We start from the raw sequence: 15,804 nt of genomic DNA, 5'->3' as shown, positions 1-15,804 counted from the left end.
AACATAATGAACAGGATACTGGTTGGTATCATTTTTTCTCTTTTTATCACGACAGGATATATTGCATTTCTTGTTTACGATCGTCAGCAAGAGTTGCAAAAACTGACTCACTACACTGAGTCCTGGTCCGTGGCTCAACTGGTATCAGAGTATTACCGATTTGAATCATGGCTTGGTCTGTACGCAACCGATACCGATGAGGTTACGATAGACCAGGCCCGCATGCGCCTCGAAATTATGCTCAGCCAGGGTGAGTTAATGAAGGGAGGAGATTTAGGTCGCTATATTGAAAGCGATAAAACGCATCAGGCGCTCGCTGCACGCCTGGAAGAAATACTTTCTTATCTGGATAGTCATCTGGAAAAAATGAGCCATGCAGAGTTAAAAAAATATTTGGCTAATATGCATCTGCTCGACGCGCCACTCAGCCAACTCTCTTCAAGTGCGTTAACAAAAGATATTAATACGATTAATGAATCCAATAGAAAAATACAAATACTCTATTATATCTATTCCGCACTTTCGTTACTTCTGGTGATATTAAGCTTTATTCTGGGGTTCCTAATGATCTACCAGAATAAAAACATTCTCAAAGCACACATGCAGGTTAAAAGCCTTGCTGACGAACTTCAGATATCAAAAGAAAAGCTGCAAATTCAGAACGCGAAGCTGGAGTATGATGTTTATCATGACTCCCTGACCGGCATGAAAAACCGCCTTTTCTTCTGGGACGATCTCAGTAAAATTAATCTTCAGGCAGACAAAAACCACATCCCTGTCACGGTGATGTTATTTGATTTAGATCGGTTCAAAGAGGTCAACGATACCTATGGCCATGATGCCGGTGATTTACTGTTGAATCAGGTATCCAGACGGCTCACCTCAATGAGCAGCGCCACTGATACGTTTTACCGTTTGGGCGGAGACGAGTTTGCCCTTCTGTCGAGTGGCCTCACCGAAACGGCAGCCGTTTCGCGCGCAAAAGAAATCAGTAACCATATCAGCCAGCCCTATACGATTAATAATCAGCTGATAAAAATTGCCACCTGTGTAGGTATCGTTTTATCTGATAATGAACGACGCTCCGATTATCTTTATAAATTTGCCGATCTGGCACTCTACGAGGCCAAAAAAGAGGGTTCACAGCAGATAAAAGTCTTCCGTCAGTGGATGCTGCAAAAATTACAGGAAAGCAGAACCCTCGAACATGATATGGCGCTGGCACTTGATAACAATGAATTCGTTGTTTATTACCAGCCTATTGTCGATTCTTTCAGTAATGAAATTTACGGCTATGAAGCGCTTATTCGCTGGAAACACCCTGTGAGGGGAATTCTGTCGCCGGATAGCTTCATCTCCGTTGCCGAAAAAACCGGCAAGATCAATGAAATTGGCAAAATTGTGCTTGAGATTGCCTGCCGTGAAGCGGTTTCCTGGGCCGTTCCGGCGAGAATTTCTGTGAATGTCTCACCGATTCAGTTGGGCAGCAAATCGTTTACGACGATGGTGCAGTCCATTCTAAAAGAGACAGGACTACCGGCTAACCGCCTTGAGCTAGAGGTTACCGAGTCTTCGCTCTTCAGCGACAGCAACATGCCGATCAGTATTCTTAAAAAGCTGAGATCGTTGGGGGTAAAAATTTCTATCGATGATTTCGGGACGGGATATTCTTCACTCTCAAGACTGAGTGAACTGAATTTTGACAAAATCAAAATAGACAAATCCTTTGTGAATTCTATATCCACGCAAAATGAAGCACTGAATATCGTTAAACTGATTACCGGCATGGCCAAGAGCCTCAATATGCGGGTCATTGCAGAAGGCGTTGAAACCGAAGAGCAGCTTGAACGTCTTCAGGTACTTGGCTGCGATCTCGTGCAGGGATACCTGTTCGGAAAACCTCAGCCTGAGGTTAACGAGGTAATCAGGTGCAGTTGAATGGGTGTTGGGCTGTTTATGACCTAAAACCATTTTGATAATCAAAGGTTTAAAAATGAAAAAGACAATGCCGGAATATACGCCTGTTGATTTATCTCGTTGGGCAAGGAGAGAACATTTTGAGGTATTCCAGTCATTTGCAGAGTGTACAATTAACCAAACGGTTCTGATCGACATTACCGTGCTGCGAAAACATATCAAAGAGGTCGGCTGGAAGTTTTACCCGACGATTATTTTCCTCCTTTCTAAAATCATGAACCGGCATCCGGAATTCCGTATGGCCATGAAGGACAATGAGCTGGTTATATGGAATGAAATCCATCCTAGCTATACCATTTTCCATCCCGAAACGGAGACCTTTTCGTCATTGTGGAGCCACTTCGACGGCAATATGCATCACTTCCAGAACACCTATGCAGAAGACGTTGCACGCTATGGCAATAACCTTGCTTACTGGCCGAAAGAAGAGTCACGGGAAAATGTCTTTTTCGTATCGTCTATTCCCTGGGTAACGTTTACTAACTTTACTATGAATATTGCTCACATGAAGAACTTCTTTTCCCCGATGTTCACGTTTGGAAAATACTACGAGCAGGATGGGAAAGTGTTGTTGCCTATGGCGGTGCAGGTCCATCATTCCGTGTGCGATGGCTTCCATGTGGCAAGGATGTTTAATGAGTTGCAGGAGATGTGTGATGGTTTGCCGGAGCTGTCGAAGGAACTTAGCACATGATGCGTAAGAAGTCTTGATGATTCCTTTTATCGGGAGTGGCGTAGTGGTCAACAAAAATTGGCCACGGCTTTAGAGTCTTTCCAGAAAAATCGTTCTGATTCATTCGGCGTCAAGCCACCGTTATATTGATGAGGTCTGAGCTGGCTGTAATATCCCATGATGCCGTTTGTTTTCGCTGCGCTGGCTTCGCTAAAATTAGCGTATCCATTATCCGGCACCCACTCCGTTTTCAGGCTTCTGAAGAACCGTTCCATTGGGCTGTAATCCCGGCAATTTCCCCTGCGACTCAGGCTTTGTTTTATCTGATACCTCCACAGTAACTGTCTGAAATTTCTGCTTGTATAGTGGCTACCTTGATCCGAGTGATACAGCAAATTAGCGGGTTTCCTCGTGCTTCCCAGGCCATGGATAGCGCTTTCGTTGTCAATACAGAGTCCGCATCGCCCAGCCAACCGGTTTAGGGGAAAACAGATCAAGCACAACGGCTAAATAAGCCCAACGTTTACCCGTCCAGAGTAGAGTAAGAGGCAGAGCGTAGTCGGACTATTTCCCTGCCTCTCCTCTCCGAACCGGACGTGCACCTTTCAGCGCATCCGGCTCTCCGTTTAAACGCTGGCGAACGCCATTGCCACTTCAGTAAAACGCGATGTATATGTGTTTCTGGCCTCCGTCCTCAGATAGGGATTTCCCTCAGGCAGACGCCAGCGGAACAGCTTCTTGCCTTGCCCCACCAACCGGTACAGCACTTCACCGCTGAGCTTGCCGTGATTGGTTTTACCAAATAAAACCCACGTTTTGCTCTGACCCGGTTTCGGTGATTTACACCACCACCTCATCAGGGAAGCGATACCTGTACGGTATTTGCGGGCCAGCCAGTGAGCCAGCTTCCAGAACACCACTCGATCGATATAACTGAAGACTTTGGCCTTAAAATCAACGAACTGGTAGAACGCGGCCCAGCCTTTCAGTTTCCGATTGAGTTGTTCAGACATATCGACTTTGCTTTCACTATAATTGCCTGATAACAATGCCGTCAGCGATGCGGCGAAGTTTCTGGCTTTCTCCTTCGGGATCGTCGAGACCACCCGCATATCGCCGTAACGACTGCGTTTGCGAATGATCCTATGACCCAGAAAGATAAAACCGTCGTTTACATGGGTGATTTTAGTCTTATCCATGTTCAGCCTGAGTTTCAGGCTGTCTTCAAGCACACCCCGACACTCCTCCCTGATGGCTTCTGCCTGTGCTTTGGTGCCTTTGACGATAAGCACGAAGTCATCGGCATACCGGCAGTACGCTACAGCGGGTTTCCATTGCCAGTTTTCTCTGACTGCGGTGCTTCGGCCTCGCTGGATGCTGTTATTCCAGTACCAGCGATCCTTTCGGGCTTTCCCGCTCAGGTAGCGCGTATGCAGATACTGATCGAACTCATTGAGCATGATATTCGACAGCAGCGGCGATATTACGCCACCCTGCGGTACGCCTTCGCTGGCCGCCCGAAAGAGACCGACATCAATGTGCCCGGCCTTGATGGTTTTCCACAACAGGCTCATAAAGCGAGCGTCACTGATCCTGCGGCGGACAGCCTTCATCAGCAGTCGATGATGTACGGTGTCGAAGTAACTGGACAGATCGCCTTCAATCACCCATCGACCCCGTGTTTCCCCACAATCGGTGAGTTGTAGTTTCACTGTGCGGATCGCATGGTGGACGCTACGTTCAGGCCGGAAGCCATACGAAAGTGGATGAAAATCACTCTCCCATATCGGCTCCATCGCCATCAACATGGCCCGCTGAACAATACGATCCCGCAACGCGGGGATACCCAGAGGTCGCTGTTTGCCGTTGCTTTTAGGGATGTAAACCCGTCTGGCTGGCAGGGGTTGATAGACACCCGAGAGAAGTTCATCCCTGAGTATTTGCAGCTCAGCAGCCAGTCTGGCCTGTAGCGTTGTTTTGTTCACACCATCAACGCCGGGGGTATGCGCCCCCTTTGATGAAAGCGTGATCCGCGCCGCCTCAGCCAGCCATTCTGGTTGTGTTATCAGACGCAGCAACCGTTCAATCCGTCGGGACGGATCGGCTGTTGCCCATGTGGCAAGCTTGCGTTGCATTTCGCTGATTATCAAAGGTCTTCACCTCATTAGGTCAGTTAATCCACGTCGCAAACACATTCAAACTGCTTCCCTTCGCCATGTAATGGGCTTTCCCCATCGCGGACTACTACGGAAGCTCCGCCAGCCAGCGCGTCATCGGGGCCATTCCCCCTTACCATCCGTCGCTGACCTTCCCCGGTTTACCTGCCTGGACTCAGACATACTGAGGAGGCTGCCCGTCGCACTCTTTATCCTTGCTTGCCGCAAGTTGGCAGAAGTCAGCAACGCTGAGCGTGATAGACGCTGCTGCCCTGGTGTTTCGCATACATGTCAAAACACCTTCGACGGACAGTGCTTACATATCACTGCCCGTTACTTCTGCACGGCCTGCCAGATCACGTAGACCGTGGTGACGTTTTCAACCCACAGAGGCGGATTAACGGGTTCATGTTCTTCAGCCTTTCAGTACTCAACCTTGAGGATCATCTCGGTTTAGTGATCTCGCCTCAATCCCCGTTGTCAGCGGGTTACATCACCCTGCGGGCATGCCGCAGGTCACTGCCGCTCAGGTTCACCACCGTCACACCCGGTGGGATTGTTGGGCTTCTCGTCATGAGTTACCGGTTCAATATTCCAGACAGACTCGTGGTTCATTTGAGCATCCATGCTCGCCCTGAACTCCGGGCACACTATAAGTTACATCGCCACACCAGACCTGATTAGGCTCTGTTACTGCAAACTCTAACACGTGGAGTCTCAGGGTTTGATTATACATTCGTGCCGCTTAAATCAGACGTTGGGAAATCATTTCCTGTTGTCTTCGACCTTATTGCACGTAAAATGACCAGACACATTTTGGGAAGGAGTCTTGAATGGATATTGCGCTGCTCAACAGGGGCTGGAACAGAACATGGTCAGATACCATGGTGAATCTGGAAGCCCGGAAACTTGTCGAAATAGCAAACCGGCTGTCAGCATTCTATTTGCAAGATGGTCTTACACGTATCAAGTTTGTCGAAGAGATAAAACAGGTTGTAGATAAAGAATTTGAAACAGCACGACGAGCTAAAACCGATGAAGAATGTATTGTATGCATCAAAAATCTTCGTGCTGAAACAGACAACCTGCTTGAACAAGAGCGCCTGTTAAAAACAAAGTCCGCACAGCTTTACGCGAAGGTCGAGTTTGTTAAGGAAAATAATAAAATCGTCGGTTATGTTATATCCGCTGTAAATGTGGTGCTATCAGGCGTGGTTCTCTTTGGCGGATTTATGATGTTATCCACTATGGGGCCGATTGGTATGCTGGCTGGCGCAGTACTGATTGCCGATGGAATGAACGGATTAACGAAAGAAGTGCTCAACTTTGATCAGCCAGCAGGACATAAACCCTCGCAAGGTATCATTGCTGACTCCGCGATGCATACGGCCCAGTTTATGGGATTTAATCCTAACACGGGCTTAGCTCTCTATAATGGTGTTACTCTTGGTGCCAGTGTGTACAGCATTGTAGGACTTGCTCGAAAAACTGGAGCCTGGAGATTATTCCGCTGGCTTCCACACGATTACTATCGCAAAGTCAGCACAATGAACACTCCTAAACTAACAATGAAGATTGTCGGTTATGGTGTTAAAGCAAAAGTGATTTTCGATCTATTGACAACAGAAAATGGAACCAGTTAATCCTTGATAGTTTTTCGGTAACGCCAGGATTTATAGGAAATAACCGGCGGCTGTGCGAAGGACATAATGGCAACCCCAAAGATCATCGCCAGCCCCCATGCAACTGCTCTATCAGGTGAGCTGAAGACGATAAGTAGCAGTAGGATTAAGGCACACACAGCCACTACTCCCGCCAAGGTAACAAACCGCCTGGCGAGGTCATTTATAGCCTCTCCAAGCGTTCCTCCATATTTTTCAGTATTGCTTTTTATCTTCTGCAATTCGCGCTGCGTAAACCCTGAACGTAACAAAGTCTCATCAGTCACTTTCATATCGTCTCGTCCCTTATCTTCCAGAAGTGTTTTCCCAATCGCTGATTGTGCAAGCAATCATACTGATGAACTTTACAGCAATCCATATGATGTTTGTCCAATGTATCAGATTTCAGGCAATACAATTGAAGCCATAAAGCCCCGTGAGTGGTACAAGCAACAAGCGGAGCGCAGCGACTTCATCAGATTGTCAGAGGGATCATACCTTATCAGGATGCTCGTGTGCCTTTCAGAGCGTGAGTGAAGCGCTGGCAGAGCATGCATGTTGTTTCCACTATTCACCTGTTTACGCAGCCACAAGGCCGTTCTACGGTGACACAAAGCGTCATCACGTCGTGACCGGACAGGCGTGGCGGGGAGAGCATTGCGCGCCAACTCGAATGCGCTTACTTAAGTAAGCAGTTAAATACAAAGATGCCAGCCTTGACCAGATATATATGGAATTTTCAGATTATCAGTACCATAAGAAATCTATATATTTACCTTCCGTAAAGTGCGGTAAACACTTTTCTAAGAATGGTACTATTATTCCGATTAAGAAAATATATAATGTAATCGAACATCTACCTACAAATGAGTTATTCATCACCTAATAGTTACAAATAAAAACTATTTTAATAAAATATTAATTTTCAAAGTATGATAGAGCCGACAGTTTACAAAGAATTTTATTGACAAAAATAATCCCTGCAAATTAAATTCCAACACATAGTGCAAATAAAATATAATCTATTAAATCAAAAACACCATAACCTTTTATCCCCCCCTAACTAACATAGCAATGGATTTTATAATGGACACAATTAGCATTAAGGTTAAAGATATTAAGCATATTGAGAGTGCAAACATTGAAATTCCTTTTGAAGGCGGGCTTTACGGCTTTGTTGGTAGTAATGGTTGTGGAAAAAGTACAATCATGCTCATACTATCTGTACTCTTAAGTGAAAGACGTTATCTTATGTTCAAAAAGGAAGATTATAATTCAGACTCACTCATAGAAATAGGAATTAATACCTCGACGCAGAATTCGATAAATCTTTGGAAACCTAAAGCTTCTCAATTGAGGCTTGCGCCTGGCGTACAACCATTCCGCTACAACGGTATATATGAAGGTAGTCTTTTTTATGGCACTCGTTTCGATGATTCGAGAGCAGTGGATCAATTATTAAAGAGCGGTGACATCTCACACCATGAAATAGAAGATTCGGTTGAATATATTAAAGACAACCTAAGTCATATTTTACATGGTGATAAAAATCATTACAGAACATTGAAAAAAATAAAAAATAGAGCTACCGCCAAGAAATTTAAACTAAATAACATTCCATACTTCATTGAAGCCAAAAATGGCAATATGCTTAGTCAATACAGAATGAGTTCTGGCGAATGTTTATTAATATCACTTCTGAACTTTATTTATTACTCAATAGTTAATAACCGCTCGGGGAAGTCTGGTAAGGCTCTAATATTAATCGATGAGATAGAACTTGCATTGCATCCTATAGCGATAACTCGTTTGATTTCGTTGTTAAACAAATTGAACGCAGAGCAGAAAAATGTAGTTATTTATCTGACATCTCACTCTCCAGAAGTTATAAGAAGCATTAAGCCCAATAATATGTATATGCTTTCGAATATTGAAGGCAAATTATCCACAATAAATCCTTGTTTTCCAAGCTATGCGATAAGAGATGTTTATAGCCATGATGGCTTTGACTATCTAATACTGGTTGAAGATAAACTTGCTGCGAGTGTAGTTGATAATGTTCTTATTACGAAGGGATTAAAAAATAGTAGGCTGATTCACATTGCACCGGTTGGAGGATGGCTGAACGTTCTATCGCTTCATCGTGATCTTCTTGCAAATAATGTTATAGGAATCAACAGAAAAATTATAAGTATACTAGATGGTGATGTTAAAGAATTTGTAGCTCAAGAGTTAGATTATAAAAACTTGCCTAAATGTTTTTTACCAATTCAAAGCATAGAAAAATTCCTCTTCGAAGTAGTATATCTTAGAAAAAATCTAGAACTTAGGAAAATGATAAATGATAAGTACTTCCCATTGAAATCCTTAGATGATCTTGTTGATGAGTTTAACGAGCGATATAAAAAACCACCTGAATCACCTGATAAAAAATTCTATTTCAAACTCAAGCACGAACTTGAGAATCGTTCAATACAGGAGTCGTTATTCATTGAGCATCTTTGTAATGATATTAAAAAACACATCGATTTCACTTCATTTGAAGACACAATTTGCAAACAATTAGATGCCATTTAATATCATCCCCACCGTGATCAACGGTGGGGAAATTAAAAGAGATAAATCATCCACATAATAATTTATTTTTAAAATGGACATCAAAAGCCACAGAATCTCCGTTAAAAAGTTGCATTAACTCATCAGATGAAATGATAGCATTCATTATTACTCTTAATAAATTATCAAACTCTTGGCTTTTATCTGGAATCGTTTCTAACTTCTTACCTTGCAAAGAATCTCCATGTGTCACTTTTGAACGTATCGAATAATAATATTTAATTTGATCATAAACAGTCAAAGGATTATATCCATAATCTTTTAAAAAAATAGCAACTCTTTCGGATAACTTATGAGTTAATTCGGTATTATCTGTGGAAAATAAACTTTCTAAAGCACTACAATAATGTGATATTTTCATCGCTGGATTGAAATCTCTACGAGCAGCCTTAATAAAACTATATGCTCTTCCATATCGTGAGTATTCCTTCGATATAAATGTCTTAAATACTGTGGAATTATTATCATTAAGAAAGGTTTGCAATTTTCGACTGGTTTCTTCCCACTTTTTTAAATCTTCGGTAGTAAATTCCACATCAATATAGCGATGCCCAGTACTGAGTGTATTCAGCCCGAGCAAACTGTTGTTACTCCACTCGGAATAATCTTTCGAAGATTTGTTGCAATATGCGATTTCGCATAAGAATGTATTATCCTTAACGAGCCAAGAATCATATACAAGCATATCGAGCCAAATTAACCATGTTAATAAAGCTAATCCGCTAGCATCATCATCTTTAAAAAAATTATTTTTAAATTCCCCATGAATTATGTGATTCGCATTGTAAAAATGATCATATTCAATCAAACCAGCATTCATCTTGAATTCTTTATTCAAAATCTTCCTGATTTTCTCTCTATCCCTGATGATATCGACACCAGGCATTAAATGAAAATCAGTATAGTCATCACCAACCACTTTCAAAAATCTGAATGTTGTGATAAATTTAAAATTCATTCAAAGCTCCTTTTAATAAATAATCAGAATACCACTGCATCATTTTAGCTCTTGAGGAAATATAAATCGCATGATTATACGTTCCCCGTATGTTGTTTTTGTCCACGTGTGCCAATTGAACTTCTATCCATTCAGAGTTAAAGCTTTGTTCATGTAAAATCGTAGACAAAGTATGTCTAAAACCATGTCCAGTTATTCTTACACCGTAACCAATGCGTTTAATAACCTGATTAATACTCGCTTCGCTCATGGGTTTATTCGCATCATTTCTTCCCGGAAAAACATAACGATAGTTCCCTGTCATGATCTGGAGTTCATTGAGTAAATCTAACGCTTGAGTCGACAGTGGCACAAGGTGTGCCCTACGCATTTTCATCCTTTCTGCTGGAATTTCCCAAATAGAGTTATCTAGATCAAATTCTGACCACAATGCCGCACGTAATTCGATGGTTCTCACGCCTGTAATCATCAGTAATTTCGTTGCTATCTGGACAAGCTTACTCCCGGTATAACCCTCTAAGGCACGCAGAAAATCAGGTATCTCATCAGCTTTTAGGAACGGGAAATGATTGGATTGGTGTACTTCGAGAGCGCTGGAGAGATCCGCCGCAGGATTGTACTCCGCCCTACCTGTTGCAATTGCGTAGCGAAACACTTCGGAACAACGCTGCCTAACTTTTCGCATTTTCTCCAACGCACCACGTTTCTCAATTTTACGCAGAACGTTCAGCAGCTCTAACGGTTTAATCTCTCCCACTGGCCTTGTTCCGACATAAGGAAAAATGTCGTTATTAAACGCTTCCATGATGTCTGATGCATATCCCACCGACCATTTAGCAGATTTAAGTTGATGCCACTCTCTGGCTATATTTTCGAAGGCGTTCTCTGACTCTGTTTGCAGAGCCAGCTTTTGCTCTTTTCGAACATCACTAGGGTTCTTTCCCTCTGCCACGATTTTTCGAGCTTCATCGCGACGGGAACGAGCATCAGCAAGGGTGATCGTTGGGTAAACCCCAAGCGAGATCATTTTGGGTTTGCCAGCATAGCGATAGCGGAATCGCCAGCTCTTGCTTCCATTAGGTTCTATAAGCAATGACAAGCCTTGCCCATCCCCAAGCGTATAGGGTTTATCTTCAGGCTTTGCGCGGCGAATCTGCATATCGTTTAAGGCATGTGTATAGGAATCCAGGACCGAACAGGAACATATACACAATCCTATACACATTCCGTATCAGATTCTACTGGATGGTTACGGACGATGATGGATTAAAAAGCAGTAAAATCGTTATTAATCAGGCTATTTATGGATGATTAGGACGTTTGAGGAGGTTGAGATGGTGCCGATAATAGGAGTCGAACCTACGACCTTCGCATTACGAATGCGCTGCTCTACCAACTGAGCTATATCGGCCCTGAGAGGCCGGTTACGAGTGTAACCACGGGGCAAAAGGTTAGATCTATCCGGGTGATGCGTCAATGCCCTTTTGAATCAAACGGCTACTTTTGCATCACCCGTGATTATTTACGCACGAATCGTATCGTCACCGAAGCCGATCCACTTGTACGTGGTCAGCGCTTCCAGTCCCATCGGACCGCGCGCGTGCAGTTTTTGCGTACTGACAGCCACTTCTGCGCCCAAACCAAACTGTCCACCGTCGGTAAAGCGGGTGGAGGCATTCACATACACCGCGGAGGAATCCACTTCGTTCACGAAGCGATCGGCATTACGCAGCGTACGCGTCAGGATCGCGTCCGAATGCTGGGTGCCGTGTTCACGAATGTGCGCAATGGCGTCGTCGAGATCCGCAACCACTTTCACGTTCAGATCCAGCGACAGGAATTCGTCGTCGTACTGCTCCGCATTGACGGGAACGACGTTAGCAGGGCCATCCTGCAGCAGCGCGAGCGCGCTGGCGTCAGCATGCAGCGTCACGCCGCTCTCTGCCATCTGTTTGCTCAGAGCCGGCAGGAAGGTGTTCGCAATATCCTGATGCACCAGCAGCGTTTCTACGGTGTTACAGGTGCTTGGACGTTGGGTTTTTGCGTTCACGATAATCTTCAGCGCCGGTTCAATCTCCGCACTGTCGTCGACCACGATATGGCACACGCCGATACCGCCGGTGATCACCGGAATCGTCGACTGCTCACGGCAGAGTTTGTGCAGGCCTGCGCCACCGCGTGGGATCAGCATGTCGATGTATTTGTCCATGCGCAGCATTTCGTTGACCAGCGCGCGGTCCGGGCTCTCGATCGCCTGTACGGCCCCCGCCGGTAAGCCACACTCTTCGAGCGCCTGCTGAATGACTTTCACCGTCGCGGCATTGGTGCGCCAGGTCTCTTTCCCACCGCGCAGAATAGCGGCGTTACCGGTTTTCAGGCACAGAGAGGCGACGTCAACGGTGACGTTTGGGCGGGCTTCGTAAATGACGCCGATCACGCCGAGCGGCACGCGGCGGCGCTCAAGACGTAAACCGCTGTCGAGCAGCCCACCATCAATGACCTGCCCTACCGGATCGGCCAGATTACAGACCTGACGGACATCGTCGGCGATGCCTTTCAGGCGTGCCGGCGTCAGCGCCAGACGGTCAAGCATCGCTTCGCTCAAACCGTTGCGACGGGCTTCCAGCAGATCCTGCTCGTTAGCGAGCAAAATTTCCTGGGACTGTGATTCCAGATAATCAGCGATTTTTTCCAGCACACGGTTTTTCTCGCGGCTGGAAAGGAGCGCCAGTTTGTAAGAGGCGGCCTTCGCGGCTGCGCCCATTTGTTCCAGCATGTTCTGGCTCCTTAACGAATAATCATGTCATCGCGATGTACGGCAACCGGACCATACTCATAGCCCAGAATGGCATCGATTTGCTGCGAATGGTGTCCCGCGATGCGGCGCAGCGCGTCGCTGTTATAGCGGCTTACGCCGTGGGCGATGTCGCGGCCTTCAAGGCTACGGATGCGGATCACTTCACCACGGGAGAAGTTGCCTGTCACGCTTTTAATTCCTTTAGGAAGTAATGAACTCCCTCGTTCCAGAATCGCGGCAGTGGCCCCTTCATCGACGACGAGTTCACCTGCAGGAGGCGCGCCAAATATCCAGCGTTTGCGGTTTTCCAGCGGGGATTCCTGGGCGTGGAAGCGGGTGCCGACAGAGATGCCTTCCATCACGTCACCAATCACGCCCGGACGGCTGCCCGCAGCAATAATGGTGTCGATACCGGCACGGCACGCGACGTCGGCGGCCTGCAGCTTGGTGCCCATTCCACCGGTTCCGAGACCTGAAACGCTGTCACCGGCGATGGCGCGCAGGGCATCGTCAATGCCGTGAACATCGGTGATCAGTTCGGCTTCCGGGTTAGAACGCGGGTCGGCGGTGAACAGCCCCTGCTGATCGGTCAGAAGCAGGAGTTTATCGGCACCTGCCAGAATCGCCGCCAGCGCAGAGAGGTTATCGTTATCACCCACTTTAATTTCAGCGGTGGCCACGGCGTCGTTTTCATTAATAACCGGAACAATATTGTTGTCCAGCAGCGCACGCAGCGTATCGCGCGCGTTCAGGAAACGCTCTCTGTCTTCCATATCCGCACGCGTCAGCAGCATCTGCCCGACGTGAATACCATAGATAGAGAACAACTGCTCCCAGAGTTGAATGAGTCGGCTTTGTCCCACGGCGGCCAGCAGCTGTTTAGAGGCTATCGTCGCGGGGAGTTCGGGGTAACCCAGATGTTCACGCCCGGCGGCAATCGCCCCGGAGGTCACGATAACAATACGATGCCCTGCGGCATGCAGCTGAGCGCACTGACGTACAAGCTCAACAATGTGGGCGCGATTAAGGCGGCGCGATCCGCCTGTTAACACACTGGTACCGAGTTTTACCACCAGCGTCTGGCTGTCACTCATGATTCTCTGCCGTTCAACGATAAGGGAAAATGATGTCGAACGAACGTTTTAACAGGACTCAGCCCCGTTGCCAACTGCCTTAGCACAAAGCAAAACACTTTGTTGCGCGGGATCAGGAAGCGTAGCGGCTGATTTTGACAAATTTATTACTGAAAAATTAAAACATACTTTTTTAAACATATTCTTAAATTGTCATAAAACGTTCACCCGCGGACGATAAAACCCTTCCTGTTTTTTCACGGAACATAAGCGTCGGCTTAGCGTTCAGCGAATATTAGCGCGTATATAAAACTCAGGATTGAAAATGAAAAAGAGCACTCTGGCATTAGTGGTAATGGGCGTTGTGGCTTCCGCATCTGTTCACGCAGCAGAGGTTTATAATAAGAACGGTAATAAACTGGACGTGTACGGCAAAGTAAAAGCAATGCACTACCTCAGTGATGATGACGCTAAAGACGGTGACCAGACGTACGTGCGTTTCGGCTTTAAAGGTGAAACGCAGATTAACGATCAGCTGACGGGCTATGGCCGCTGGGAAGCAGAATTTGCCGGAAACAAAGCAGAGAGCGACTCTTCTCAGAAAACGCGTCTGGCGTTTGCCGGGCTTAAATTGAAAGACTTTGGTTCTCTGGATTACGGTCGTAACCTCGGGGCGCTGTATGACGTCGCATCCTACACCGATATGTTCCCTGAGTTCGGCGGCGATGGTCTGGCGCAAACCGACAACTTCATGACCAAGCGTGCCTCCGGTCTTGCCACCTATCGTAACACCGACTTCTTTGGCGTGGTGGACGGTCTGGATATGACCCTGCAATACCAGGGCAAAAATGAAAACCGCGACGTGAAAAAGCAGAACGGGGATGGCTTCGGTACGTCTCTGAGCTATGACTTCGGCGGCAGCGATTTCTCTGTCATTGGTGCTTATGCTAACTCCGATCGCACCAACGAGCAGAACCTGCTGACGCGCGGTGAAGGTAAAAAAGCCGAAGGCTGGGCAACCGGTCTGAAATATGATGCCAATGATATTTATCTGGCTACTATCTATTCAGAAACCCGCAATATGGCTCCAATCTCCGGTGGTTTCGCGAATAAAGCGCAAAACTTCGAAGTGGTTGCGCAATATCAGTTTGACTTTGGCCTGCGTCCATCCGTTGGCTATGTTCAATCGAAAGGCAAAGACATCGAAGGCATTGGCGACGAAGATATCGTGAAATATATCGACGTGGGCGCAACCTATTATTTCAACAAAAACATGTCCGCATTTGTTGATTATAAAATCAACCAGATTGATGACGACAATAAACTGGGTGTAAGCAGCGATGATATCGTCGCGCTGGGTATGACCTACCAGTTCTGATTTTGTGGAAATAAAAAAACCGGCTTGATGCCGGTTTTTTTATTATCGGGGATTAATGCGGTCTGGTGCCCTCACCCCGGCCCTCTCCCACAGGGAGAGGGAGAAGACTATCAGGCGGTCAGCTTAACCGCCTCGCTGGAAAAATCATCCGCAGGCTCCAGCTTCAGATCCAGCGTTGCCAGCAGCGCGCTGGCCTTGCCGAGATACTCTTTCAGCGTATGTTCCAGGCGGTCGATCACTTCCTGATCTTTAATAGGTGCCGCTTGCCAGTAACCGTCTTTGTTAAACAGGCCAAACTGGTAGCTGTAGGTAAAGCGTTTTTCCTCTGCTTCCATTTCCATCCACCAGCCCCAGAATTCACGTTTTTCGGGTGCAGGCTTCACGTTGACGCAAACAGCCAGGCAGTCGAAAAAAAAGCGATTCTCTTCACACTGCTCTTCTCGAATATACGGGCCAAGAGCCATGAACTTCTTGATCAGTCTACTTTTCGGATGTCCACTCGGTAACGTCATTGC

Annotated in this window: 12 protein-coding genes, 1 tRNA gene and 1 pseudogene; 5 read left to right on the top strand and 9 right to left on the bottom strand. The window is 46.2% G+C overall.

The window, feature by feature from the left end:
* Nucleotides 1-6 precede the first annotated feature (6 nt).
* Nucleotides 7-1,938, top strand: a complete 1,932-nt coding sequence (locus ACOQH0_RS04625; protein WP_109492526.1) for a bifunctional diguanylate cyclase/phosphodiesterase — start codon at nt 7-9, stop codon at nt 1,936-1,938.
* Nucleotides 1,939-1,993: 55 nt separating this feature from the next.
* Complete coding sequence (gene catA / locus ACOQH0_RS04620; protein WP_421511636.1) at nt 1,994-2,671, top strand: type A chloramphenicol O-acetyltransferase; 678 nt, start codon at nt 1,994-1,996, stop codon at nt 2,669-2,671.
* Between the two features lie 47 nt (nt 2,672-2,718).
* Here the strand turns inward: catA and ACOQH0_RS04615 are convergent.
* Together ACOQH0_RS04615 and ltrA are read right to left on the bottom strand one after the other, a co-directional pair.
* A pseudogene (locus tag ACOQH0_RS04615) lies at nt 2,719-3,196 on the bottom strand (DDE-type integrase/transposase/recombinase); the annotation flags it as partial.
* An 80-nt stretch (nt 3,197-3,276) separates the two neighbouring features.
* Nucleotides 3,277-4,785 (bottom strand): group II intron reverse transcriptase/maturase, encoded by a 1,509-nt coding sequence (gene ltrA / locus ACOQH0_RS04610; protein ID WP_421512326.1) that lies wholly within the window; start codon nt 4,783-4,785, stop codon nt 3,277-3,279.
* Nucleotides 4,786-5,639: 854 nt separating this feature from the next.
* Between ltrA and ACOQH0_RS04605 the strand changes: the two genes are divergently transcribed.
* Nucleotides 5,640-6,449 (top strand): DUF4225 domain-containing protein, encoded by an 810-nt coding sequence (locus ACOQH0_RS04605; protein WP_218308622.1) that lies wholly within the window; start codon nt 5,640-5,642, stop codon nt 6,447-6,449.
* Here ACOQH0_RS04605 and ACOQH0_RS04600 read toward each other — a convergent pair.
* Complete coding sequence (locus ACOQH0_RS04600; protein WP_410975242.1) at nt 6,446-6,760, bottom strand: hypothetical protein; 315 nt, start codon at nt 6,758-6,760, stop codon at nt 6,446-6,448. The genes ACOQH0_RS04605 and ACOQH0_RS04600 overlap by 4 nt on opposite strands.
* Before the next feature lie 793 nt (nt 6,761-7,553).
* On the opposite strand from ACOQH0_RS04600, the gene ACOQH0_RS04595 reads away from it, so the two are divergent.
* On the top strand, nt 7,554-9,044 hold the full coding sequence (locus ACOQH0_RS04595) for an ATP-dependent nuclease (RefSeq protein WP_421511635.1): 1,491 nt from the start codon (nt 7,554-7,556) through the stop codon (nt 9,042-9,044).
* A gap of 46 nt (nt 9,045-9,090) precedes the next feature.
* Here the strand turns inward: ACOQH0_RS04595 and ACOQH0_RS04590 are convergent, their stop codons facing one another.
* The 5 genes from ACOQH0_RS04590 to proB form a co-directional block, all read right to left on the bottom strand.
* Complete coding sequence (locus tag ACOQH0_RS04590; protein WP_421511634.1) at nt 9,091-10,041, bottom strand: hypothetical protein; 951 nt, start codon at nt 10,039-10,041, stop codon at nt 9,091-9,093.
* Complete coding sequence (locus ACOQH0_RS04585; protein ID WP_421511633.1) at nt 10,031-11,266, bottom strand: tyrosine-type recombinase/integrase; 1,236 nt, start codon at nt 11,264-11,266, stop codon at nt 10,031-10,033. Before ACOQH0_RS04585 ends, ACOQH0_RS04590 begins: the two co-directional genes overlap by 11 nt.
* 110 nt (nt 11,267-11,376) lie before the next feature.
* Nucleotides 11,377-11,452, bottom strand: a tRNA-Thr gene (locus ACOQH0_RS04580).
* Nucleotides 11,453-11,563: 111 nt separating this feature from the next.
* Nucleotides 11,564-12,817, bottom strand: coding sequence for a glutamate-5-semialdehyde dehydrogenase (proA, locus tag ACOQH0_RS04575; RefSeq protein WP_172701325.1), 1,254 nt, complete (start codon nt 12,815-12,817; stop codon nt 11,564-11,566).
* An 11-nt stretch (nt 12,818-12,828) separates the two neighbouring features.
* A complete protein-coding gene (gene proB, locus ACOQH0_RS04570; RefSeq protein WP_089598125.1) occupies nt 12,829-13,932 on the bottom strand; it encodes a glutamate 5-kinase in 1,104 nt (367 codons plus the stop codon).
* Between the two features lie 304 nt (nt 13,933-14,236).
* Here proB and phoE point away from each other — a divergent pair, with 304 nt between their 5' ends.
* Nucleotides 14,237-15,289, top strand: coding sequence for a phosphoporin PhoE (gene phoE, locus ACOQH0_RS04565; RefSeq protein WP_010427906.1), 1,053 nt, complete (start codon nt 14,237-14,239; stop codon nt 15,287-15,289).
* Nucleotides 15,290-15,399: 110 nt separating this feature from the next.
* Here the strand turns inward: phoE and crl are convergent, their stop codons facing one another.
* Entirely contained in the window at nt 15,400-15,801 is a 402-nt protein-coding gene (gene crl, locus ACOQH0_RS04560) for a sigma factor-binding protein Crl (RefSeq protein ID WP_010427905.1), read from the bottom strand.
* Between the last annotated feature and the right edge of the window lie 3 nt (nt 15,802-15,804).

It is taken from the genome of Enterobacter sp. JS8-1 (assembly GCF_049187015.1).
In the GTDB taxonomy this organism is placed as follows: Bacteria; Pseudomonadota; Gammaproteobacteria; order Enterobacterales; family Enterobacteriaceae; genus Enterobacter; species Enterobacter mori.
The sequence above is the reverse complement of the archived record's forward strand: the minus strand, read 5'-3'. Positions and strand labels throughout refer to the sequence as shown.

Bases quoted from the DNA above. Each gene is read 5' to 3' on its own strand.
- ACOQH0_RS04625 (WP_109492526.1), top strand. From the start codon at position 7: ATGAACAGGATACTGGTTGGTATCATTTTTTCTCTTTTTATCACGACA.
- catA (WP_421511636.1), top strand. From the start codon at position 1,994: ATGAAAAAGACAATGCCGGAATATACGCCTGTTGATTTATCTCGTTGG.
- ltrA (WP_421512326.1), bottom strand. From the start codon at position 4,785: ATGCAACGCAAGCTTGCCACATGGGCAACAGCCGATCCGTCCCGACGG.
- ACOQH0_RS04605 (WP_218308622.1), top strand. From the start codon at position 5,640: ATGGATATTGCGCTGCTCAACAGGGGCTGGAACAGAACATGGTCAGAT.
- ACOQH0_RS04600 (WP_410975242.1), bottom strand. From the start codon at position 6,760: ATGAAAGTGACTGATGAGACTTTGTTACGTTCAGGGTTTACGCAGCGC.
- ACOQH0_RS04595 (WP_421511635.1), top strand. From the start codon at position 7,554: ATGGACACAATTAGCATTAAGGTTAAAGATATTAAGCATATTGAGAGT.
- ACOQH0_RS04590 (WP_421511634.1), bottom strand. From the start codon at position 10,041: ATGAATTTTAAATTTATCACAACATTCAGATTTTTGAAAGTGGTTGGT.
- ACOQH0_RS04585 (WP_421511633.1), bottom strand. From the start codon at position 11,266: ATGTGTATAGGATTGTGTATATGTTCCTGTTCGGTCCTGGATTCCTAT.
- proA (WP_172701325.1), bottom strand. From the start codon at position 12,817: ATGCTGGAACAAATGGGCGCAGCCGCGAAGGCCGCCTCTTACAAACTG.
- proB (WP_089598125.1), bottom strand. From the start codon at position 13,932: ATGAGTGACAGCCAGACGCTGGTGGTAAAACTCGGTACCAGTGTGTTA.
- phoE (WP_010427906.1), top strand. From the start codon at position 14,237: ATGAAAAAGAGCACTCTGGCATTAGTGGTAATGGGCGTTGTGGCTTCC.
- crl (WP_010427905.1), bottom strand. From the start codon at position 15,801: ATGACGTTACCGAGTGGACATCCGAAAAGTAGACTGATCAAGAAGTTC.